This window comes from Mycobacterium sp. 134 (assembly GCF_048282715.1).
In the GTDB taxonomy this organism is placed as follows: Bacteria; Actinomycetota; Actinomycetes; order Mycobacteriales; family Mycobacteriaceae; genus Mycobacterium; species Mycobacterium septicum.
Genome location: NZ_JBLVUN010000001.1, coordinates 72711 through 94588, shown reverse-complemented (window position 1 = coordinate 94588; position 21878 = coordinate 72711). Strand labels below are relative to the sequence as shown.

25 protein-coding genes are annotated in these 21878 nt (G+C 64.7%); 15 read left to right on the top strand and 10 right to left on the bottom strand.

Going from position 1 to position 21878, the window contains the following annotated elements:
• Window positions 1-3: 3 nt before the first annotated feature.
• The 6 genes from ACNQVK_RS00485 (at window position 4) to ACNQVK_RS00460 (ending at window position 4509) form a co-directional block, all read left to right on the top strand.
• The gene (locus ACNQVK_RS00485; RefSeq protein WP_418028136.1) at window positions 4-294 is read left to right on the top strand and encodes a hypothetical protein; all 291 of its coding nucleotides are present in this window, start codon (window positions 4-6) and stop codon (window positions 292-294) included.
• A 178-nt stretch (window positions 295-472) separates the two neighbouring features.
• Window positions 473-1312, top strand: coding sequence for a YwqG family protein (locus ACNQVK_RS00480; RefSeq protein WP_418028135.1), 840 nt, complete (start codon window positions 473-475; stop codon window positions 1310-1312).
• A 251-nt stretch (window positions 1313-1563) separates the two neighbouring features.
• Window positions 1564-1725, top strand: a complete 162-nt coding sequence (locus ACNQVK_RS00475; RefSeq protein ID WP_418028134.1) for a hypothetical protein — start codon at window positions 1564-1566, stop codon at window positions 1723-1725.
• A gap of 9 nt (window positions 1726-1734) precedes the next feature.
• Window positions 1735-1995, top strand: coding sequence for a hypothetical protein (locus ACNQVK_RS00470; protein ID WP_418028133.1), 261 nt, complete (start codon window positions 1735-1737; stop codon window positions 1993-1995).
• Window positions 1996-2468: 473 nt separating this feature from the next.
• The gene (locus tag ACNQVK_RS00465) at window positions 2469-2666 is read left to right on the top strand and encodes a hypothetical protein (RefSeq protein ID WP_418028132.1); all 198 of its coding nucleotides are present in this window, start codon (window positions 2469-2471) and stop codon (window positions 2664-2666) included.
• Window positions 2667-2691: 25 nt separating this feature from the next.
• Window positions 2692-4509 carry an ATP-binding protein gene (locus ACNQVK_RS00460; RefSeq protein WP_418028131.1) on the top strand — a complete coding sequence of 606 codons (1818 nt, stop codon included), beginning with the start codon at window positions 2692-2694 and terminating at the stop codon, window positions 4507-4509.
• 452 nt (window positions 4510-4961) lie between these two features.
• Here the strand turns inward: ACNQVK_RS00460 and ACNQVK_RS00455 are convergent, their stop codons facing one another.
• Window positions 4962-5363 (bottom strand): hypothetical protein, encoded by a 402-nt coding sequence (locus ACNQVK_RS00455; protein ID WP_418028130.1) that lies wholly within the window; start codon window positions 5361-5363, stop codon window positions 4962-4964.
• Window positions 5364-5627: 264 nt separating this feature from the next.
• Between ACNQVK_RS00455 and ACNQVK_RS00450 the strand changes: the two genes are divergently transcribed.
• Window positions 5628-6116, top strand: a complete 489-nt coding sequence (locus ACNQVK_RS00450; protein WP_047036611.1) for a DUF6933 domain-containing protein — start codon at window positions 5628-5630, stop codon at window positions 6114-6116.
• Between the two features lie 75 nt (window positions 6117-6191).
• Here ACNQVK_RS00450 and ACNQVK_RS00445 read toward each other — a convergent pair whose 3' ends face one another.
• Window positions 6192-7535, bottom strand: coding sequence for an IS256 family transposase (locus tag ACNQVK_RS00445; RefSeq protein ID WP_052773184.1), 1344 nt, complete (start codon window positions 7533-7535; stop codon window positions 6192-6194).
• Window positions 7536-7688: 153 nt separating this feature from the next.
• On the opposite strand from ACNQVK_RS00445, the gene ACNQVK_RS00440 reads away from it, so the two are divergent.
• The 5 genes from ACNQVK_RS00440 to ACNQVK_RS00420 all read left to right on the top strand — a co-directional run bounded on the left by ACNQVK_RS00440 (window position 7689) and on the right by ACNQVK_RS00420 (window position 11995).
• Entirely contained in the window at window positions 7689-7973 is a 285-nt protein-coding gene (locus ACNQVK_RS00440) for a hypothetical protein (RefSeq protein ID WP_418028129.1), read from the top strand.
• Between the two features lie 28 nt (window positions 7974-8001).
• Window positions 8002-9297: a helix-turn-helix domain-containing protein gene (locus ACNQVK_RS00435; RefSeq protein ID WP_418028128.1), complete on the top strand. Its 1296-nt coding sequence runs from the start codon at window positions 8002-8004 to the stop codon at window positions 9295-9297.
• A gap of 13 nt (window positions 9298-9310) precedes the next feature.
• Window positions 9311-9781: a hypothetical protein gene (locus ACNQVK_RS00430; RefSeq protein ID WP_418028127.1), complete on the top strand. Its 471-nt coding sequence runs from the start codon at window positions 9311-9313 to the stop codon at window positions 9779-9781.
• A gap of 140 nt (window positions 9782-9921) precedes the next feature.
• Window positions 9922-10416: a hypothetical protein gene (locus ACNQVK_RS00425; protein ID WP_418028444.1), complete on the top strand. Its 495-nt coding sequence runs from the start codon at window positions 9922-9924 to the stop codon at window positions 10414-10416.
• Window positions 10417-10474: 58 nt separating this feature from the next.
• Entirely contained in the window at window positions 10475-11995 is a 1521-nt protein-coding gene (locus ACNQVK_RS00420; protein WP_418028126.1) for a flotillin family protein, read from the top strand.
• A 43-nt stretch (window positions 11996-12038) separates the two neighbouring features.
• Here ACNQVK_RS00420 and ACNQVK_RS00415 read toward each other — a convergent pair whose 3' ends face one another.
• The 5 genes from ACNQVK_RS00415 to ACNQVK_RS00395 all read right to left on the bottom strand — a co-directional run bounded on the left by ACNQVK_RS00415 (window position 12039) and on the right by ACNQVK_RS00395 (window position 16455).
• Window positions 12039-13187 carry a hypothetical protein gene (locus ACNQVK_RS00415; RefSeq protein WP_418028125.1) on the bottom strand — a complete coding sequence of 383 codons (1149 nt, stop codon included), beginning with the start codon at window positions 13185-13187 and terminating at the stop codon, window positions 12039-12041.
• On the bottom strand, window positions 13184-13816 hold the full coding sequence (locus ACNQVK_RS00410) for a hypothetical protein (protein WP_418028124.1): 633 nt from the start codon (window positions 13814-13816) through the stop codon (window positions 13184-13186). The genes ACNQVK_RS00415 and ACNQVK_RS00410 overlap by 4 nt, the downstream gene beginning before the upstream one ends.
• 333 nt (window positions 13817-14149) lie before the next feature.
• Complete coding sequence (locus ACNQVK_RS00405; RefSeq protein ID WP_418028123.1) at window positions 14150-14500, bottom strand: hypothetical protein; 351 nt, start codon at window positions 14498-14500, stop codon at window positions 14150-14152.
• On the bottom strand, window positions 14497-15669 hold the full coding sequence (locus ACNQVK_RS00400; protein ID WP_418028122.1) for a hypothetical protein: 1173 nt from the start codon (window positions 15667-15669) through the stop codon (window positions 14497-14499). Before ACNQVK_RS00400 ends, ACNQVK_RS00405 begins: the two co-directional genes overlap by 4 nt.
• Before the next feature lie 108 nt (window positions 15670-15777).
• Window positions 15778-16455 (bottom strand): NAD-dependent deacylase, encoded by a 678-nt coding sequence (locus ACNQVK_RS00395; protein ID WP_418028121.1) that lies wholly within the window; start codon window positions 16453-16455, stop codon window positions 15778-15780.
• 138 nt (window positions 16456-16593) lie between these two features.
• Here ACNQVK_RS00395 and ACNQVK_RS00390 point away from each other — a divergent pair, with 138 nt between their 5' ends.
• Window positions 16594-17046, top strand: a complete 453-nt coding sequence (locus ACNQVK_RS00390) for a hypothetical protein (protein WP_418028120.1) — start codon at window positions 16594-16596, stop codon at window positions 17044-17046.
• A 169-nt stretch (window positions 17047-17215) separates the two neighbouring features.
• Here ACNQVK_RS00390 and ACNQVK_RS00385 read toward each other — a convergent pair whose 3' ends face one another.
• Window positions 17216-17437, bottom strand: coding sequence for a hypothetical protein (locus ACNQVK_RS00385; RefSeq protein ID WP_418028119.1), 222 nt, complete (start codon window positions 17435-17437; stop codon window positions 17216-17218).
• 309 nt (window positions 17438-17746) lie between these two features.
• Here ACNQVK_RS00385 and ACNQVK_RS00380 point away from each other — a divergent pair, with 309 nt between their 5' ends.
• Window positions 17747-18031 carry a hypothetical protein gene (locus tag ACNQVK_RS00380; RefSeq protein ID WP_418028118.1) on the top strand — a complete coding sequence of 95 codons (285 nt, stop codon included), beginning with the start codon at window positions 17747-17749 and terminating at the stop codon, window positions 18029-18031.
• Between the two features lie 258 nt (window positions 18032-18289).
• Window positions 18290-18820, top strand: coding sequence for a ribonuclease HI (gene rnhA / locus ACNQVK_RS00375; RefSeq protein ID WP_418028117.1), 531 nt, complete (start codon window positions 18290-18292; stop codon window positions 18818-18820).
• Between the two features lie 101 nt (window positions 18821-18921).
• Here rnhA and ACNQVK_RS00370 read toward each other — a convergent pair whose 3' ends face one another.
• Both ACNQVK_RS00370 and ACNQVK_RS00365 read right to left on the bottom strand, forming a co-directional pair.
• The gene (locus tag ACNQVK_RS00370) at window positions 18922-19737 is read right to left on the bottom strand and encodes an NACHT domain-containing protein (RefSeq protein ID WP_418028116.1); all 816 of its coding nucleotides are present in this window, start codon (window positions 19735-19737) and stop codon (window positions 18922-18924) included.
• A gap of 205 nt (window positions 19738-19942) precedes the next feature.
• On the bottom strand, window positions 19943-21346 hold the full coding sequence (locus ACNQVK_RS00365) for an IS1380 family transposase (RefSeq protein ID WP_011768002.1): 1404 nt from the start codon (window positions 21344-21346) through the stop codon (window positions 19943-19945).
• Window positions 21347-21878 lie beyond the last annotated feature (532 nt).

The following is a 21878-nucleotide window of genomic DNA, read 5'->3' as shown; positions in this document are numbered from 1 at the left end:
GTCATGGAATTCCACTACCAACAACACGACCCAGACGAACCGGTCACCGCTCTCACCGACGAGATGCTCATCTACCTCATCGAACGAGGATCATTCCAGGACTGGCAGCCACTGCTGGAAGAGATCATCACCAACCCCGACAGCGACTTCGTTGATCGCCTCGACGGACTGCTTCCCTACGTCGACTCCGCCGGCGCCCCGGAATTCTTCCGGCTCAAGATCTTGGACGCGCGAGGGCAACACCCCGCACAGCGGGTGGTCGTCGACCGGATTGGCGGCTTCGAGGGCGTCTGACCCTTCGCGGAGTTTCCATGAGAGGGATGAGCCCCTTTGGGGTCCTGCATATTCCGGCGGTATGCGGCAGTGCCGCAGCACCCGGTGCTGCATGTAGCGCCGGATACAATCCAGTGGATTGCGTGCTGTGCGGCATCCGCGAAGCTTAGTTGTCAGACCTTCAGAGGAAAGTTGAACCATGAACTTCGCCATCGCCGAATTCGACTATGAGGCGCTGCCTGAAAGAGTGCAGCCGTTCGTTCCTGCGCTGCAGGCCACGGAGCGTCTGTCGCTGGAACTGCGCCTTTCCGACACTCCTCCCCAACGGCCAGACGCATCGAGCGTGGGCGGATATCCGTACATGGTGAGCAGCGCCGAACACCCCCGCGCTGAAGATGGCGCACCAATGACGTTCATCGCCCAGCTGAACCTGGCCGATCTTCCACCGCTGCCGGGGTACCCCGAATCTGGCTTGCTGCAGTTCTTCGGCGACAACACCTTGTTGGGAGGTGCGCGCCAGCAGCAGGGCCGGGTGCTGTATCACCCGACCGTGCACGCCGGATGGCAGCCAAGCAACGATCAGCAGCTCTGCACACGGTCACGGCGGTACAACGGCGAGGTCCAATGGGGCCTGATCGACCCGGAAGCGCAGTACTCGATTCAGGGTTTCCTGCAGCGCGGGCCAGCTCCAGACCCAGCTGCATCGGCATGGGAAGCATTCGAGGCGACGGCCGCCGGCGGCGACATCGAGGATGAAGCCATCGACGCCTTCGACACCATCTACGACGAGTACGCAGACAGCTACAACCCGCGCGGTCATCGGCTCGGTGGATACCCCACCTTCCATCAGCCGACGCACGAAGCCTCAGGGGATGATCCGGAGCTCGCACTCCTGGCCCAGTTCGACTCCGACCCCTGGAAGTTCTCACCGACATATCGGATGCGGTTCAGAGATCTCGGAACCTTGCGGTACTTCATCCCTCGAACAGCGTTGGCCGACAAGGATTTCTCTGCGGCCTCCTTTAACTGGGACACCTGACGTTCTCGGCGGCCTCGGATACTGGGGCAATCCCTGGTGTTGAGGCCCGCGGTGCGAGCGGTGAAATACGGGGTGTCGCGGTAGCGCATGCTGCATGTATCGGCAGATACGCTTGGTGAGTGACGTGATACACGGCGTGCGCCGCAAAGTCCTAGACGAGTAGGTCAGGTGGGCGTACTGGATGAACTGGCGGTGGATCGGCGTCCTCTTCCGCCAGTGACCGCCCGCCCAACAAACATTGGAACAAGGCAATGACCGTTCTCGACGAACAGCAGGCACTGGAGCGGATTGCGCAGGCCATGAAGGACCTCAAGACGCAGCACGCTGCTTTGCCCAATCACACCAACACTCTCAACGCCCAGACGCTGAACCGCATCGGTGATGTTCTGCGGCAGGCAGGTTGGCTGACGTAAGGAGCTGACGTGGGCGACGTACCTACGCATAACTGCACGGTGGCAGTCGAGGGCGAAAGTCAGCCCACCGTGTTACCTGGCAGCGTTCTCGACTGCGGCCAGCGGCGTTGCAAGAGCCGCGCCGAGCAGGCAGAGCTGGCAGCCGATATGTACGCGCTCGAATACATCGAGCAGCGACTAGCCGAGTACGAGGACGCCGGCCGCTTGGCGCGAGAGAACATTTCCCGCTGGGAGCTGTACCGCGAAGCCAAGCAACGCAGGGTGACGTAAGTGTCCGGCATAACGGTGTGCGAGTGCGATAGCGCCGAAACGGGGCTCCTCTGCTACTGCTGCGTGACATGCGGTTCAGCCTGGTGTGACTGGTTGGGCGAGCACCCGCCCGAACACACGTGCAATCACCGCTGGACGCCGGGAGAGAGGCCAGACGATTCGGAAGCTTCAGACATCCACTCATGTGCCCGCCGAAGTGGACACCCCGACTCGCACGAGTGCAAGTGCCGTGCGACCTTGCAGGCCGGGGTCAGGGCAAGCGGATTGCCCGCCGGCGAGACGCCAGGAGAATCCGGGTGCGACAAGCACATGATCGAGGTCACCAGTCAATGAGCGTGAACAGAATCATCGTCAGTGACGACGGCAGAGAATTGACCATAATCTCGCCTGGCGGGCAGCGTGCGACATGGCGCTCAACGCGCACTGAAGGCTTCTCGCAGGCAGACATCGCCACGGCGAGACTGAGCCCACGAATGCTGAGCGGACAGGTCAACCGTGTGTGGAGGGTCTGTCGCCATGGCGGCCGCGGCGTCTACCTGCATGTGAATACCGGCCCGCCGACGTGGTGGCGGCCACGCATCGAACTGGGTCGAAACAAGGCCGTGATCGGCTGGTTGCAGGTGCTGGTGGCGCTGTCGTGGGACAGTGCGGTAGAGCAACGGAAGTGGTAGGGCTTCATGGTGGAAGGAGCTCGTGGTGAAGCAGGATCAGGTCTGCGTCGCTGATGACCTCACGCTGGATGCCGACGACATTGCAGGTGGCAGCCTTGCCGTTCTCGGGATGCGGGGCGCGGGAAAGTCTTTCACCGCCCGGGTGCTAGCCGAGGAGCTGTTCGCCGCCCACGTGCAAGTTGTGATCATCGATCCAATGGGCGTCTTCTGGGGCCTGCGGTCCAGCATGGACGGCACGGCAGATGGGTTGCCGATACCGGTGTTCGGCGGTACGCATGGTGATGCCCCGCTGGAGTCCTCCGCCGGTGCGCTGATGGCTGATCTGGCCGTGGGCGAAGGACTGTCAATGGTCTTGGACATGTCGGCATTCGGATCTCGCACGCAGGAACGGGCGTTCGCCTCAGCGTTCTTCGATCGCCTCTACCGACGCAATCACGAATTGGTCCACGTAATCGTCGACGAGGCTGACCTCTTCGCACCGCAGAAGCCGCGCGGTGAGGACGCCAAGCTATTGGTCACGATGGAGAATCTGGTGCGGCGCGGCCGCAACCGCGGCATCGGGGTCACCCTTGCCTCGCAGCGCGCGGCCGTGGTCAACAAGGACGTCCTTACACAGGTTGACGGCTTGGTGGCGATGCGGGTGATCGCACCACAGGACCGTGATGCGATCCGCGACTGGGTTCAGGGCCAGGGCGATTCGGTGCACTGGGGGCAGATCGCCCCCTCGTTGCCGAGTCTGGCCGATGGCGAGTCATGGTGGTGGATTCCGGCGCGCAAGGTGTTGCAGCGCGTGCAGGTGCGTCACACTCGGACGTTCGACTCGTCACGGACGCGGCGCCGAGGACAGTCCTCGCGCGTGCCGAAGACCCAGGCAGACATCGATCTTTCCGTGATCTCTGATCGGATGGCGGCCACGATCGAGCGGGCGAAGGCTCAAGACCCCCGCGAGTTAGGACGACGCATCGCAGAACTGGAAGCGGAGTTGGCCCGGCGTGCGGCAGCGCCGGTGGCTCATGTCGATGCTGAGGTCAGGGAAAGGGTTGAGGCCGCTGTGGCCGAGGTAGCGGTGCTCGGCAAGCGGTTGGCGACAATCCTGGAGCAGGTCGTCGAGCTTCCAGAGCTCATCAGCGATCAGGTGCAGCGGCTTGTTGACCCGGTGCTGCAAGCAGCCTCGAGTGGTGTCGATGACGTCGCCGCGGCGACCAGCCAGATTCGCGAGACTGCTGCGGCAGTGAAGAGCTCCGCGGCAGAAGCCGGCGAAGTCGCGATCGACGATCGCAGGAGCGGGCTGAGACCGCCAGTCCAGGAGGGCGTCAAGACTGGCGCGAGGCTGGCATCGCTGGATTCTGGAACCGGCTCGATCGCCCCGGCGCGTCAGCGGATCATCGACGCGCTGGCAGAGCTGGCTGGCATTGGGATCGAGCCCGCCGACAAGACTCAACTGGCGTTATGGGCGGGGGTCTCCCCGAAGTCCAGCGGCTACGCGAACAATCTCGGTGGTCTGCGCAGCCTGGGTCTGCTTGACTACCCGGCGCCGTCGCGAGTGGCGCTCACCGAGGCCGGCCGCGGCGTGGCGCGGGGGTCCGCGGGTGCCATCACGTCAACGGTGGAGTTGCACCGCAAGATCGAATCGTTGGTGTCGCCGGCACGGTGGCGGATCTTGGCCCCGCTGGTGCGGGCGTATCCGGGGACGCTGAGTCGTGAGGCGGTGGCTGATGCGGCTGGTGTTTCTGCGTCGAGCAGCGGCTACGCCAATAACCTCGGCGCGCTGCGCAGTCTCGGGCTGATCGACTATCCAGATCGAGGGTGTGTGCGGGCCAGTGCGGTGATGTTCCTGCAGTAGTGGATTTGGATGGTGTTCTCGCTGTTGGGTATTGGGAGCATCATCCGATGGTTAGGAGTAGCGCATGCAACATGCAGCGTGTGATACAGTCGGTTGGTGACGTACACACGCTGCAGTGGGGAGGGGTCCGTGAAGGAAGCCTCGGACAGGGTCCGCATTTCAAACAATGTCGCTGCGATTGTGGCGACGTACGCCGCGTCCCCGGTGGTCACCTACTCAAGTGCTGAGGATGCAGAACAGTCCGTGTGCGAGCTCGGTCGCGTCCGAAAGTGGGTGTAAAAAGCACCGGCCGGTTCGCAGCTTCGTCGTGAGCATACGGGTTGGGGGACTCAAGCGACAGGCCTCTTGCGGCTGCCGCTGATGGTGTCGGGGACAACGGGCAGCGGGTTCGGTAGCTTGGCTGCGGAATGCTTTGGCACGCCCAGGGCTGATGCGGTAGGTCCCAGAGATGTTCAGCTGGAGAGGGTTTGGGCGGCGTCGGTCAGTACGTTGAACGCGGCGTCGAGGCGGTCTTGGCGGCGGCGGTTGGGTTCGTGGTTGGCTTCGGCGGCCACGAACCCGATCAGCTCTTCGAGGTCGTCGGCATTGGTCAGTAAGGCAGCGCCGTTTGGGTGGGCGCGCATGCCATACACCAGTCGCTCGCAGTCGGGGTCAAGCAGCATCAGGTCGCGTAACACGGCGGCGGTCTTGTCGCTGACGATGACCTCCTCGAGGGCGTCGGCAAGGCTGAGTCCGCGGCGGCGCAGGTCGTATGGGGAATCTGCCCAGTTGCTGATCACCCCCTCGTCGTCGCAGACGCTGCACGACCATCGGATCGGCGCCGATGCCTCGGCCGAGGCGATGGCGATGGTCATCCGTCCGGGGCAGCGTCGGTGGGCCGGTCGGCGCCGACACGGCAATGCCGATACCCACCGATCACCGACCTCGCCGGCGGTGCCCGCCCGGACTATGTCGCCCAAGTGCTGCGCGAGGCGCCGCGCGGGACCCGAAGCGTCGTGCGGCATGTCGAGGAAGTGATGCAGATCAGCGACCAACACGTCGCCACACTGTACCGGCGCCCAGCCACGGCGTTCTTGCATACCGATTGTCGGCGGCCCTGCCTACGATCATGGGTCGTGATGCTGCGATGTACCGCCAGGGTGTTGGCGCTGCTGGGGGTGTCTGAGCCGGCCATCGGCGAAGCCTGCGCGACCGACTGGTATGCCCACATGGTCTGGATCGACCGACGCAAATGCCTGCTGGTGACCCACGCCGGGACCTTGTTCTCGGTGTTCATGCCCAACGTCACCGCCGCGGGGTTGCGCCCGATCGGCCCGCCGGTCGTCTCGGCGATCCAGGCCGCGCTGCACGCCGAAGGCCTGCCCGTGGATACGCTGGGCGATCTTGATCCCCAGCAGGTGGCCGTGGCCAAGACCGCTGACCGTCGCATTCTGGGCACCATCAACGACCTCGCGTTTACCACCGAACACGTCATCGCCACCGCTGGCGGCCTGGCCCGCTGCGACATCGACGCACTGCACCACGGCCTGCATCGCACCATCAACAGCATCACCGGCTACATCCCACCGATCGACCTGGTCACGGCAAGCCGTCAAGACCAGCGGTAATAGAGCCGTCCTCCTGCCTGAGCGGAGGTGTCGGTTCCAGTCGGAAACTGAACCCGGCGAAGCAACACAGGGTCGCTACGCGGTGGCCGAAATGGGATCTGCGGGGTCGGTGTCGCCACTCGTGGCGGAGGGCGGCGGCCGCAGTTCACGGGGTGGGTCGAGCAGTGATCGGCGTAGGTCTTGGAGCAATCGGGTGCCGACCGGTGTCATGGTCAGGCCGCGCCAACCGGCCGAGGCGCGGTCGAGTACGGCCCACACCAGGCTGATGGCGCTGGTCTCGCCGGGGAATCGGCCGATGACCTTGGTCCGTCGCTTGGTCTCCCCAAACGAGCGCTCAATAAGATTCGAATGCCGAACGCGCCCATGGTGTTCGACCGGGAATCGCAGATAGGCGGTCAACCCTGCTTTGTCGGTGAGCAGGATCCGCATCGCTGCCGGGTAGAGGTCGCAGTATTTGGCGGCGAACGCCTCGATCCGCTTGTCGATGATCTCGACCAGCCCAGGCCCCGGTTCAACCGTCAGATCGGTGGTATCGAAGATGGCCCAGTAGCCGTCGCGGACCTCGGCATGCATCCCGGTGGGAATCTTGGCGAGCACGTTGCGAAGTCGATGAATAAGACATCTCTGGCGCAACGCTTTTGGGTAGATCTGTTCAATGGCCGCGATCAGGCCCTTGGCGCCGTCGGAGACGACCAGCAGCGGAGTGCCAAGGCCGCGCTCGCCCAGATCGGTCAGGAAGTCGGCCCACGCGTCGGTCGACTCGCCGGTCCCGGGCGCCAACCCGACGAACACCGGCTTGCCCTCGGTGGTGATGCCCCAGGCGGCCAGCACCGGCTCGGCCGGCGACCCGGGATGCATCCGAAAGAAGCTCGCGTCCAAAAACAGGTAGTCCAGCGTGATCTCGTCGAGTCGACGACGCGCCCACGCCTGGTACTCGGCTCGGATCGCCTTACACACTTCCGAGACCGTGGATTTGGAGATCGCGGCCTGATCGCCGAGTGTTTCGGCGAGGGTGGCCTGCACGTCGCGCACCGACAGCCCACGGACGAACGAGGCGATCACCAGCGTCTCCAGGGCGTTGGTTCTCGTGACGTGCTTGCCGAACAACCGCGACGCGAACGCTGCGGTGGCGCCGCGCAGCTTCGGCCGCTCCAACGTAACCGGCCCAGTGGTGGTCTTGACCGTCACCGGCCGATACCCGTTGCGTGAGCCGCCGTTAGCGTCGGGACAGTCCGCGGCGCGTTGGTAGCGTTCGCGACCGAGGAACTCGGTGACCTCGGCCTCCAGGGCCGCCTGCATCAACAGTTGAGCGCCCAGACGGGCGACTTCTTCGAGGGTCTCCGAAAGATCCCGATCCTCGGCAAACAGAGCGTCGATCTTGGTGCGGATGCGATCGGTAGCTGATACTCGAACAGGCACGGGCGTGACTCCTTCTTCGCAGACTTGCAGGTCGTGAAGCGGAACCTACGCCCGTGCTCCCCATTTACACCGGATCCCGGACACGACCGCGAGCTCGCTGAAGCGGCGGAGTCGACAACCGTCGACGGCGTGATCCTCAGTGCGGCGTTGGACATGCAATTCCTGCTCGACGACTACCTGCGGATCCGCCGCGGTATGCAGGCCGATGCATTCGCAGAAGCCAGCGAGATGCGGGCAACCAGGGGTCAATCTGCGTGCGCGGCAGGATGCGAAAGTGCGGCTCGCGCACCGATCGGCAATGGTCAGTCGTTCCGCAGTGAAGGGCGGTGGAAGGTTGATGGACACGTCGTTCCCGAAATGCGCGCAGCTGTTCGGAGGCCGCAAACCGATGCGCGCGATGTCGACATGGCCCGACCGCAGCCTGTGGTCGCGGAATAGCGCCGGGACCTGATCGGGGGCATGGGCCATGGGGGCGCTGGCGAAAGCCGACTACGAGTTGGACAAGCCGAACCGGGATCAGCCGGCCGGATCCGGCCGCCGAGATCTATTGGAAGCGGTGCGGTACGAACACCTGCGCCGCGCACTGGTGTCTGAAATATGCTCGGCGCCAGCTGATCCAGCGCAGGTAGCCGCGGTGCTGGCGTTCACGCACCATTACGCCGCGTCGCCTCTGATGGAGTTCGCTTTCGCCGATCATGCGCTGGCAGCCTGGGCCGGGGAAGTGGTCTCTCATCTGGCACGAGTGGATTTGCGTCAGCCGCAGCGCCGCGGGGGGCTGACACACCTTGTGGTGGCTGAACTTACTTTGGCCCGAGCCCGAGTTGCCTACCGTCGCGGCCGTTGGTACCCGGCGGAGGCCGGCGCTTCAACTGATCGTGCGGTGATTCGAGGTGCGATGGCGGCCGCGGGGTTCCTCACCCCTGTCGGCCTGATCTTCATGACGCCGTTCGACACTGCTCGGCCGGTGCTGGCGGCAGCGCTGCGCAGGGCGCGCGTCCCGCTGCGAGTCAGTGGCGCCACGGTCACCGTGCCGGCCGAGGCCGCCTGCAAACTGCTGATGTGGATAGGGCTGCCCGCCGTCGCGCACGCCTATGTCCGCGCCTTGCGGAGCGCTGAAACCGGAGTAGCTACAAGCGAAGTGGATCGTGTGGTCACAAACTGGGCGCAGCAGCGACTCGACGCCACCGGACATGCTGCCGACGGCCCGGCGACGGAAGGGGTTCGGCTGGCCGCCCTCGGAGACCTGTCCCGCTACCGGCTGGAACCGCAGCAGCGGCAAGTGGTCGGAGCGTTGGTCACCGACCGGCGTCGCTCCTACGACGACATCGCCGTATCGATTGGAATCACGCCTGCGGCCCTGCAGCGGCTACTCAACAACTTGTGGAGCATCGTCACTGGCGGCGGATGCGGGCGTTCTCTCGCGGCTGTCTCGCCGACTGGAACACCGTGGCCCAAGGAATACAACGACGCGCGTGCGTATCGCGCTGCCACCGCTGAAGCCGTCGAGATCGCTGCGCTAGGTGACCTCGCAGACCAGCATGTCTCCGCGGTGTTACGCCAGGCCGCCGAATATCGGCGAGACAACCCGAACATGAGCCTGCTGGAACTCGCCGAATCACTGGGAGTCACCAAAGACACCTACGCCGGCCGGCTGCGGCGCTTCTGGAAAGCGATCAGGAAAGAGGCTGGCCGGCCAGCAGACGCAAACGCCGCGGCGGTACCAGCAGCAGCAGAAACTGTCCGCTCAGGACAGATGAGATGAAGGCGAAGTTGACATGCCCCCAGTGATACTCACCGACGACGAATGTGATCTGCTGGCCGCGCTGCCTGAACTGATGATCGGAAACGTCGTCGCCGATCCCAAGGATGGAGTGCGACGGATCCGCACCGGATACCCCAGCGGCGGGTATATCGACTACTCCTACGAATCCGACGGGCGGAAGCTGACGAGGATTTGGTACGACGCAACGCCGGCGGCGGGGCCTGACGGGCGGCCATTGACCTACCCATCCGGGCGGATCATCCGATGGGAGCGCACCGCGGTACGCGAGGTTGCGATCAGCCTGGTCCGCCTTCAAAAATGGGGGGAAGCCATCTCTGAAGAGACTCGTGAACGTTCCCGGGCTGGGTGGCGCGCCGGCCCGAGCAAGCCAGAATCAATCGCGGAGATCGTGGCAGCCAACGCAGCGGCGATCGCTGAGAGCCGTCCCCCTCGCCGCCGTGCGCGTGAGGACACCGCAGCATGATTCGCATGAACCCACATGTAGTGCGAGATCCGGCGACCTGTTTGTCTCTGCCGAAGATTGGTGCGCGGCTCAGCCGCGGCTCGGGGGACAATGGTACGGACGGATCCGCGCACCCGGAGAACGGAGACCACACCCACGTGATGGCTGTGTACCTGGCCGCGTTCGTCGTCGGCGGCATCGCGGTCCTGGCCGCGCTTCTGCTTGCCGATGTCGGGCACGGGGACGGGATGCCGTTCCTGAGTCTCACCGGCCTGTCGGTCGCCCTGCTCGGCGCCGGCACCGGCGGTCTGATCGGCACCTGGCTGGGCCTGGGGGCCATCTGGTCCGCAGCGCTGGCCGCGGCCTGCGCGGTCGTGCTGGTGTTCGCCCTCAACGGCCTGCTGTTGCCCTACATGCGCCGCCAACAGTCCAACTCACACCGGGGCCGGTCCTCCTACGTCGGCCTGCTCGGCACGGTCACCCTGGACGTCCCGCCGGGCGGCTGGGGCGAGATCTCCTTCGTCGACGCCGACGGCAACCGGGTGTTCTCCCGCGCCAAGAGCGACGAGACTGCCGCGCTACCGAAGGCCTCCCGCGTCTACATCGCCGACATCGATCCCGATTTCGTCCACATCGTCGCGGTTCCAGAAACCTGAGCTGTTCTGAGAAACCTGAGCTGTACCCGAGCACTGCCCCACCGAGAAAGGCACCACAGTGTCCCTGCTGCTCATCGTCGTCCTCGTCGCCATCGCCGCGATCCTGATCCTGGTGGTGCTGCCGCTGGTCTACGTGAAGAACTACATCAAGGTGCCGCCCAACGAGGTGGCCGTGTTCACCGGACGCGGCACGCCCAAGGTGGTCCGCGGCGGCGCCCGGTTCCGGATGCCCGGCATCGAGCGGGTGGACATCATGAGCCTGGAACCGTTCAACGTCAGCATCAACCTGCAGAACGCGCTGTCCAACAACGGTGTGCCGGTCAACGTCGAGGCCGTCGGACTGGTGCGCATCGGTTCGGCCGACGAGGCCGTGCAGACCGCGGTGCAGCGCTTCCTGACCTCCGACCTCAACGAGTTGCAGCGTCAGATCAACGAGATCCTGGCCGGCAGCCTGCGCGGCATCACCGCGACCATGACCGTCGAGGACCTCAACTCCAACCGCGACAGCCTGGCCCGCAGCGTGGTCGAGGAGGCCGGCGGTGACCTGGCCCGGATCGGCATGGAGGTCGACGTCCTCAAGATCGCCGGTATCTCCGACGCCAACGACTACCTGAAGTCGCTCGGCCAGCGCCGCATCGCCGAGGTCAAGCGGGACGCCACGGTCGGCACCGCCGAGGCCGAGCGTGACGCCCAGATCCAGTCGGCCAAGGCCCGCCAGGAAGGGTCCATCGCGCAGGCCGAGGCCGATACCGCGATCGCCACCGCCAACCAGAAGCGCGACGTCGAGCTGGCGCGGCTGCGCGCGCAGACCGAGGCCGAGAACGCCCAGGCCGACCAGGCCGGACCGCTCGCCAACGCCCGCGCCCAGAAGGATGTCGGTATCGCCACCGAGCAGGCCGAGGCGGCCCGGGTGCAGGCCCGCATCGAGGTGGAACAGCGTCGTGCCGAGCAGGCGCAAGCCGCGTTGCAGGCCGACGTGATCGCGCCGGCCGAGGCGAAGCGGCAGGCCGACATCGCGATCGCCGAAGGTCAGCGGCAGTCTTCGATCCTGGCCGCCGAGGCCGCGGCGGAGACCGAGCGGCGCGAGGGTCAGGCCAAGGCCGATGCCCGTAAGGCGGCCGCCGACGCATTGCGGGTGGAGAAGCAGGCCGAGGCGGACAGCCTGCAGGCCAAGCTGGTCGCCGAGGCCGCCGGTAAGAAAGAACTGGCCGATGCGCTGCGGGTCGAGCAGCAGGCCGAGGCCGCCGGTATCGAGGCCAAGCTGCTGGCCGAGGCCAACGGTAAGAAGGAGATCGCCGCGGCGCTCAACGGCTACTCGGCCGAGGCGGCGCGCCTGCTGATGCTGCCCGACGTGCTGGCCTCGGTGGTCAAGGCGACCGAGGCGGCGGCCGCACCGCTGGCCGAGATCGAGCGGCTGTCCATCATCGGCGGGGCAAGCGACACCCAGGGCGCCGTCGGCGGCCTGCTGGGCATCAGCCCGCTGGCGGTGGCCAACATCCTGGAGTCGCTGAAGGCCTCGGGCATCGACGTGGCTGAAATGTTGCAGGGCTCAAACGGTTCGGCGTCGACACGCAGCTAGGCGATGTGGGCGGTGGGGCGCTGGGAGAGGTGGGTGGATCGCCTCAGCTCAGCGTCCCATCGTTGTTTCTGGGGTGTTGGATGGACTGAAGGATGTCGGCGAGGTCAGCCATGATCGGTATTGCTGGCGCAGCGAGGTCAGTGACGTTGTTGGCGATGTACGCGCTGCCCGTTTCGGTGCTCAGCCACAAGGTGCCGGCAGGGGGATTGAGGCGGGCCGGCTTTACGACGGCGACGGCGCGGTCGCCGAGTTGGCGCGACACGAGTGCATCGTCGGGGTCGGCGCGAACCCATGTGCTGTGCTCCAGTTTCCAGGCGGTGATCGCCCCGGGGGTGTCCGCGGTGCATGGGCGTGTGGCGATACTCATGTGCAGCAGGCCGTCGAGGTCCCACCAGACCCGATGTGTTGTGGCGCGGTCGTCGATGGAGTACGGCATCCGGGCCGACGACGGGTCGCCAGTGCCGGTGTCAACGATGCTGACGCCATCCTTGGGGCAGGCGGCGCGAAGGGGTGCGGTGTAGGCGAACTGGCTGCCGTTGAAGCTGGGGATGGCGATGCGGATCGGGTTTGTGATCTCGGGGGAGGGCGCCAGAGGCGTCATCGTGCGGCTGCGGTCCATGCGGATCAGTTGTTCCCGGCCGCCCGATAGTCCCGGGCGTGCGAAGACGGCGGTCCGGGCCGACAGGCTGATCAACCTGCTGCCTTCGGGGGTGCCGCCAGGGAGGTCGATCTGTGTGGTGACCGGCTCGGAGGACTGCTCGGAAAGGTCCAGTGACACAAGCTGATTAGGCTGTTGCCACCAGGTGATGGTGTCGCCGTGATCGCCGAAAACCTGTGTGGTCTGGGCGCGGATTGTCCGTGAAGTGTTGGGCTTGAGTCCCGTTGTGACGATGTGGCCGTCGGCGGTGGTCGCAGCGGCGAATCGTCCCGTCGGGGTGAACACCGGGTGTGTGGGTTCGGCCGGCGTGGGGGCTGTGGCGATGATGACGCTACCGCGCACGATGCTGAGCTGGGAGGCGGTGGTGAACGCGAACACCGCGGTCCCGCTGTCGCTTGATGGTTGGGACTGGACTGGACCGGCTTTGTGGGTTTGGTTGTGTTGTCCGCAGCCGGCGATTGCGGCGACGGCGAGGACCGAGGTAGCCAACCGGCCGATCGAGGCTGCAGACGGTGTGCGGCGGCGCGTCTTCACAAGAGGCGTCCGGCCGGAACCATCGTGGTGTCCTTCACTTCGAGCCGGGCGGCCCGCACCGCGTTGAGCGTAAGGTGCCAGGCTTGCAGGCGGTCATTGAAGGCGGTCTCGGGGGCCGTGCAGCCGGGATACCAATCGGAATGCTGCTCAGCGTCGAGGTGAGTCGGGTGCATACCGTCGGGGCGAAGGGCTGCCGGAACGGTCCACCACTTCCAGCCGTCAGAGCTGGGGTGCCCGCGTCCGCTCGACAGGAGGGACAGTTGCGCGGTGACCTCAGGATGATGGTCCCGCAGGCTGCGCAACTGCGTCCACGGAATGCACCAGCGGGGGCGATGGCTCCAGCCTTGCCAGTCACCACCGCCTTCGAAGCGCAGTCCGTCCCGCCAGATCGCCCACGCCCAGCCAGGACTGTCATTGGGGCCGATGCGGTAGCTGGCCTTGGTCTCTCCGTGGTTGAGCTGGGCTTCAATCGTGTCGGGATAGAGCCACCATCCCAGTAGATCCGGCCAGGGCGCGTCGGCGAGGAAAGCGCTGGCTGCAACAGATCTGGCCTGTGCGGCTGACTCAGCCGATCGCTCGGCCGCTTCGAGTTCTCCGAATAGGTCATATTGGACTACGCGTTCGGTCATCGACCCTCATTCCGATGGTATGGCCAGCGTGTGCTGGCAGGCGGCGACGCCGGGGCGGGCACGGCAGAACACGGTGTGCTGGAAGGTGATTCAGGCAACTGGGAACCGACATGCTCCCCGCGGTACTGGTACCCGTCGTACTCGGGCAAGGTGAAGTGACATGGTTGCGGGCGGCGCGAAATCGTCATCTTTGGTCGGTCACTGCAGCTCCATGATGACGGCGCCGTTCGCGAAGCGACCCAACCGATTACATTCACCGGCAACAATGTCAGTTCGGGCTGCGCACTTCGGCTGGCCAGCGGTGAGTCGGATCATCAACACGATCATCTGGACTCATTTGCAGCCTGCGTCGCAGTCCGAGGACTTGATGCGCAGGGCGAGAGTCTGGCGGATCTGTTCGAAAGCCGATTCGGTGGGGATGGCGCGGGTGTCGATCCAGAGGCCGTCGCGGTCGGTGATGTCGAGGACGGCGTAGTAGTCGGGTGTGGTGATTGCTCCGGCGTGCATTTCACCGGCGAACGTGTCATGGGATGCGCACAAGTTGGCATTCTCCAGCGCGGTCAGGATAGTGGTGATCGCAGACTGGCCGGTGGTTTCGAGTGTGGCGCGGTAGGCGATGGCGTCGTCGTGGCGGCAGCCGCGGAATGCACCGAGGCTGTGTGCATTCGGCGATATGACAGTCATTGGGCTACTCCAGTGTTTAGCGGTGCGGAATGTGGGCCCTGCTCTATCGCGAGCAGCCGCGACTCTGCCTTGATGACCGGCAGCTCGGCGATGTCGGCCAGGGTGCACGGCGTAGCGTGCAGCTTGGCCATGGTGTCGCTGATCTTTGTGGTGAGCTCAGCCCACATCGCCCTCGGGGTCGAGCGGTCGTTGAGCGTGCCGACGAGACCGTAGAGCCTGTGCAGGGCGGCATCTTCTGATGCTGTGAGGTCGCTGACACCGACCTTCAACGCATGCAGGTTGGCGTCCCCCCAGGCTTTCAGCGCACGACGGGCCGCGGTCAGAGCTGTGGAGGCCTGTTCGTCGGTCGCATCTTCAGTGAGGCCGGCGGCGTTGTCACGCAAGTCGGCCTCGGCCTGTCGGTAGTCGCTGATGACTGGGTCGTTGAGGTTTCGCAGCTGCGGCTTTGTCAAGTACCACGCTTGCAGGTCCAACTGGTACTCCAGCCAGGCGGCGTCCAACTCCGCGATGGCAGCGCGCACTTCGTCGATCGCACGTTGTCGGTTGCCGGCAACGCTGAGCGCTTCGCCGCCAGCACCTTGTCGTGTTGCGTCCTTCGTTGTCGAATCAGCGCCGCGGGCAGTGTGGATGGCCTCTGCGAGACATAGCGCCGACTCGCGTGTGATCGTCGGATAACGCGGCGTAAGCACCAAGGTTGAGGCGTCTCGCATGTAGGCGCCGCGGCGCCGCGGAATCAGCACCGTGCTGCACAGTGCGCCAGCGATGACCAGACCGACAGTTGTGGGCAGAATGTCGGTCTGGGCGACGAGCATGAGCATCGACAGAGCCCCCGTGAGCGCGAGGAGCAGCGGGGCGATCTCGCGGAGGATTGGGGCTGGCTTTGTGGCAGCGAGAATCTCCCCGACACGTGCAACCCGATCGGCTTCGTCGGCGAGGTAGGGCAGCAACGGGTCGAGCACGATCGCCTGGACCGGGCCAATCGCGATCGGTCCTTCGTGCCCACTTCGCAGTTGATGCTGACGGTCTCGAAGATTCTGGTGCAGGCGGTCGGCGTACGCCTCCTCCTTGCTGATGGATTCAAGGAGTTCCGTCGTCCAGGCATGGATCGACAATCTCTGTGCTTCATCGAGCGCTGCAAATGCATCATGTACCGGTGCTGATGTCACCACCGGTGCAGCTGCTCCGGGCCGGTCCGGGTCGATGTGTCCTCCGGTCATGTGGTTGATCTTTCCTCGTGTGGACGACAGATCGCCGGTGTGCGTCAGGTCGAATCCAGATCAGGTGAACTGCTCGATCAGGTAGTTGACGTACGAGGGCACCTCACGGGTGGCCGGACCGATCCGGCGCTGGTCGAACCAGCCATCGGTAGGCTCGAGGTTGATCTCCACTGTTGTCGCGCCCGCCTGCTTGGCGATTGCCGCGAATTGATTGGCCGGGTAAACGTTGCCCGACGTACCGATCGCGATGAATACCGCAGCGGTCGAGAGCTTCTCGACGATGGCGTTGAGCCCGATGGTCTGCTCGCCGAACCACACCACGTGGGGGCGCCACTGGGTCTCGGTTTCGGCTACATCGTGTGGCCAGGGCTTCACCTCGCCTGTGCGGACATGGCGGATCTTGCCCAATTCGCCGTGCAACGCCGTCACTGCCGTGCTGCCGGCCCGCTGGTGGAGGTCGTCGATGTTCTGAGTCACCAGGTGTACGCGAGGGGCCAATGCCTGCTCAAGTCGTGCCAGGGCCAGGTGGGCGGCGTTGGGCGCAACGTCGGGCAGTCGGCGGCGGAGGCGGTTGTAGAACCGCTGCACGGTGACCGGGTCGGCAGCGAAACCATTCGGAGTGGCTACGTCGGACACTCGGTGGCCCTCCCACAATCCGTCGGGTCCCCTAAACGTCGGCAGCCCCGATTCAGCGCTGATGCCAGCGCCGGTCAGCACCACGATCTCGCCTCTGGTCATTGCAATCCCCTTGCGTCGGTAGATCTCACGGATCGGGCTCCGTGCTGGCTAGGTGTCGCTCACTCTACACCGTAATTGTATTGTGCGATACATGTAGTAGACGCTACGATTATCGCGAGAAGAGAGTGGGGATCCGCCATGGGCAACATCGAAATCGTCGAAAAGCCTGAAGAACTCATCAACCAAGACATCCTGGACCAGGTCCCTGTGATCGCGGATCCGCAGCAGGCTCAGGCGCTGATGGGCGCCCTGCAGGAGGCGCTGCAGGGCGGTGGGCGGGTACGCGCTCTGTTCCAGGCCGGTGCGGTCTGGCAGCGCAAGGGCTACGACTGCGTTGGCGACCTATCGCCGCTGGTGTCGGCTTCGCGTGACCGCGGAGAATCCGACGACATCATCCTGTCCGTAGCGGTGCGGATCAGCCCGAGATTCGACGGCGAAGTGAAGGCGTTCATCGAAGACCAGTCCGCAGCCTCGCGCAGCGCCCACCTGCGCAAGGTCGAAGCCGACATCGCCCAGCGTCAAGCCCTCATCGATTCCGAAAGTCAAAAGTTGGCTGCGTTGCAGCAGCGAGCCGATGCGCTGCGGGACTGATAAGGCGGAGCGCCCACTGATCGCGTCAGGCGATCGACGCCCGGGGACCTGCGACAACAGCAGTGCCCCGGGCGTCCGCGTGGCGCGAGCACGGCCGGCTTCGCTGGGGCGGTGCACGCTGCGGCTTGGCCGATCCCGACCTTGAGCTGCCCCAGGCGGAGTGTGGTCGTCATTGCTCGTCGAGATCGGCATCATTGCCGCCCTGATCGACGGTGCGTATCGCATAGGGACACTGTGCTGTCGGGTCGAGTTGGGGGCGCAGGATGTCGCGACGATACGTCGCCGCCGCTACGTAGTCGTCGAAAGACTCGACCAGGACGCCGGTGCGCTGGTGGATGATCTGCACGGCGCTCACGGGGTGACTGGCCGCAGCCGTGGCGGTTGTGGTCATGGGTTGAGGCTCCTTGCTGCAGGCCGTGGTGCGACAGATGCGCTACATGCAGCCTATGCAACATGTAGCCAATAATGCAATTGTGCCGACCCGGGTGACCGCCACGGCGGAATCTCTCGACGTAACATGAGCAGCGATCGCCGATTGCCGCCGCGGCGAGTGTGGAGGGCGTGGCCCCTACGGTTGACGATTCCCACGGGGAAAGTCGCCGCTGATATGGAAATTTTGCGGTTGCGCGGGCCGCGTTTGACCAGGAATGCCGCGATATTCTGCGGAGGGTCGCGGGGACGGAAACGTGTCTCCCGCTAAATGTGCACGATCAAGGGGGATGGCGTTGTGACAGGCGACGAATGGACGTTGTTTCCTTGGCCGGGCCAAGTCCTCAAGTCCCTGATGTATGTCGTGTTGTATCTCTGGGCTGCTTACCTTTTCGTACGCTTGGGCGTGGCAGGGCTGCTGGTGGCCGCGTGGTGCGGCTGGCGTGGTCTGAAGTGCCTCGAACAGCTCGGCGGAGAGTTCCGTGCTCTGCGTCGTCAGGGTGGGATCGGACCGGAAATTGAGCGATTGGCCGGAGCCGGGGAGGGCCAGCGGTGAGCTCGGCGGCGTGCCATGATCCGCAGTGCGGCGTCAGAGGATGGACGTGTCGATATCCGCTGGCGGTGCTTTCACTTCGGGTCATTGTCCTGCTTGCCGTCCTGGCCGCAGGCATCGTCATGGTGTTGCAGCCGTAATAACGGCCGGGCCACCGGCTCCCACAGCCTCCGCGAGATATAAGCGACCGAAGGGGATGTCGGCGTCATCGTCGATGCTGCCAGGATCAGCCAGCTTCACTTAACCAGAGACGGAGAGCATGTGACCGAGACCGCCGCTGAAACATCCACGCAGACAATCACTGTCTTCACCGATGGTGCCTGTCACGGGAACCCAGGCCCAGGAGGGTGGGGCGTGGTACTGCGCTTGGGAGTGCACGAGCAACATCTCTACGGCGGAGAGGAGATGACCACCAACAACCGCATGGAGCTGATGGGGGCCATCGTCGCTCTGGAGAGGATCAAATCGCCCCTGAAGGTTCAGCTGTGGACGGATAGCCAGTACGTCCGCAACGGCATCACCAGCTGGATATCGGGCTGGAAACGCAACGGATGGAAGACCGCCGCCAAGCAACCCGTCAAGAACGACGATCTGTGGCGGCGTCTGGACGCCGCCGCTGCGAAACTCGACGTCGAGTGGCGGTGGGTGAAAGGCCATGCCGGACATGAAGGCAATGAACTCGCCGATCAGCTGGCGACTCGCGGCGCCGTCGAATGCGGGGGATCTACCCGAGCGGTCGGTGCGCCGAAACGGGCAAACGGTGGCCGGCCGCGGGGTCGCGCACGACGCTGACCAGAGGGAGCCTTGTCGCCCGCCGTCCACACAACACGGGTGACAAACCGCGGCGGCAGAGTCCTTGAGGACTCTGCCGCCGCGGCCGTTGAGCGGTCCAGTCAGATGGTGTCGGCGTGACCATCGACTGCATCCAGCTCCGGAAGGGATGGCCGGTAGTCGGGGAACGTGAAATGTTGCAGATCGTGCTGGCCAGCCAACTGAAGTACTCCCTGGCCTAACGCGAGATGGGAGAGCCCAGGGACGCCTGCAAAGGTGGTGCTGCGCAGGTAGACGGTCGTGGTTATCGACTCGGCAATTGCGCTTCGCGTCCTCACTGCGGGCCGTTCCGTAGTGAGGACCAGGTGCACACCCAACGAACGGCCGACCCGGGCGAGCCGACTGACTGCATCTAGGACCTCCGGTTCGCCGTCGGCGATCCTGTCAAGCTGGTCGACGCAGACCACCGCTGCAGGCATGTGAAGACCCGCGCGCCTGTACTCAGTGATATCGCGGAATTTTCCGGTGGACAGTCGGTTGACCCGCTCGTTGGTGAGGCTGTTGACGACGTCTGGCAGCGCGGCCCCGCCGGTGTATCGTGCCGTCCCTGACGGGAACTGCCTGTCTGTCGCGAACCCTTGGAACATGAAAAGGTCTAAGCCATAGGGCTGTTGACTCTTTGCGAGTTCCCTGCAGATGTGTTCGGCCAGCGTGCTCTTCCCTGAACCCGTTACGCCGTTGATGAGACAGTGCGGGCCAGGACCGCCCCTGGACAGCTCTTCGAGGTTGATCCGGACAGGTTGTCCGTTGGCGCCTGGAAAACTGACGATGAGTGGGGGAGCGTGGCGTTTGGCGACTTCCCGGTGGGCCCGCGTGTATGAACCACCGTTTTTCTTCTGGTAGTTGCGTGCTTGCCGCTTGTGCTCGTTGCCGGTCATTGGAATGGGACGTCCCTTCTCAAAGGTGGTGTCCCAGCAGCCCACATCTGCACGGGACGGTCTTTGACTAAACCTCAATCCGTGGACTGACTTGAGTGGTGTGGTTCGACGGTGATTCTGACGGCGGTTTGTGGGGTGGGCAGGATGTAGCCGCTGGTCTGCCCAGCTTTTCCTGTGTGCTTCGGTGGGGCCTGTTCGGCGACGGTTAGACGGTTGCGGTAGCGGGTGGGCTGTAGCCGATGGTGTTGCGCCACAGGGTGAGCCAGTGCTCGGTCCAGGGCCAGTGGCTGGGTAGGTGCAGGATGGGTCGGCGTTGCGGTCGGGCCAGCCGTGCCGGGACGGTGATGATCGTGCGTCGCAAGGTGGCTCCCCGGGCCACTGCGTGCGCTCCACCGGCAAGCACACCGGCGGCGCGCAGCAGATTGTGGGCGATGGCCCCGCAGAGCACCCACGCGGAGTTGGCGCCGAATTGCCCGGAGGGCATGTGGGCCAAGGGGCCGGCGATCAGGTCGGCGAAGACAGTTTCGATGATCGCGTGTTGACGGTGGGTGATGTCGGCGTCGGCGGTTGGTAGGTCGGTGTTGGTGAAGAACGGGTGATACCGCCAGACCGGGAACAGGGCGTCGCGGAAGCGCGCATCTTTGACCCGACGTACCACCAGTCGGGCGGTGAAGCGGTCTGTGGTGGCCGCGAATGCGGTGTAGCTGATTTCGGCGACTTCGGCATCAGAGATCCACTCTCCGGTGTCGGGATCACGCACCGCGCCCGGGTATTTCACCGGTGTCCACGCCGCGTCGTCGATGGCGTTGATGGCCCGGTTGATCGCGCTGTTGCGGCCCATGACCACCGAGAATTGCGCACCATGGCGTCGGCAGGCGCCGACGACGGCGCGGGTGCCGTAGGACGAATCGCCGCGGACCAGGATCTGGCCGGTGACCCCGGCCGCTCGGGCCGTGGTGATGGCCTGGGCGACCATTCGACCGGCTCCTTTACCGGAGCCGGTCTTGCCGGCCCGCAGCCGCATCCCGGCGATCACCGGCGCCGCACCGGGGGTGCTGATCGTGGTCGCCAACGGCGAGAGTCCTTTGCGCAGGACCTGCTTGCCAGCGATTTTGGTGTGTCCGTAGGAGGCGCCTTGTTTGGCATGGCCGTAGACCGGTCGTAGCAGGGAGTCGATGTCGATGAACACACCGCTGTCGGATCCGGGTAGCAACTCAACGCGCCGGCAGAGGGCGGCCAAGTGTTCGCGCAGGACTGATTCGAGTTGGCGTGCGTGTCCGAAGGTGAACTCCCGCAACAGGGTTCCGATGGTTGATGGTGCGTACACATCGCCGAAGAGTGTTTTCATGCCCCCGGCCCGGACGATGTTGAGGTCATCAATGCTGTCGGCGCCGGCGCACATCCCGGCGATCACCGTGGCCAGCTTCGGTGCCGGATTCGCTGACCCGGATTTGATCTTCGGCGCGGGGATGAAGATCTTGTCAGCCAACAGATTCGGCAGGCCGGTCTGCTCAGCCAGTGTCATCACCGGCACCAGTCCGGCGCACGACACGAGATGATCCTCATCGAAGACCGCCGACGACGCAGCGAACCCGTGGGACACTTGCACTGGAAGTGCCTTTCTTAACTGGCCTGATTGATGCGTAGAGAACACCAATCCTCCCAGCTCAAGGGGCACTTTCCTTATATCGACACCCACCTACACAGGCAATTCATCGGTGGATCGAGGCTAAAGGGGTGCACGGGGACCCTGGGGGACTTGTCTCGATCTGGATGGCAAGGGCGATGTGGGCGACCATGCCGATATGTCGAGATTCAGGTCGCCGCGCGGCGACACATCTTGAAGCGTAGCCGCCAGAAATGGGTCGGCCGGGGGTTGCGGCACATGCAATTTTTGATGAGCTCACCGAGACACAGGTGTCGCGGCGGCGGAGGAGTGGGCCCACAATCGGGACGGAACCGAAGACCAAATCGGCGATCGATCGAGCCACTAGTGAGGCAGCTTCTGGCCCGCGGGCTGTTCTGGTCGGCCCCGAGATGATGAGATGCTCAGACCCCCGTTTGAGTCAGCCACTGAAAGGCGCGCCCCGGATGTCGGACAACCACGACGACAATCACGCCATCCACAACTCGCACCCAGC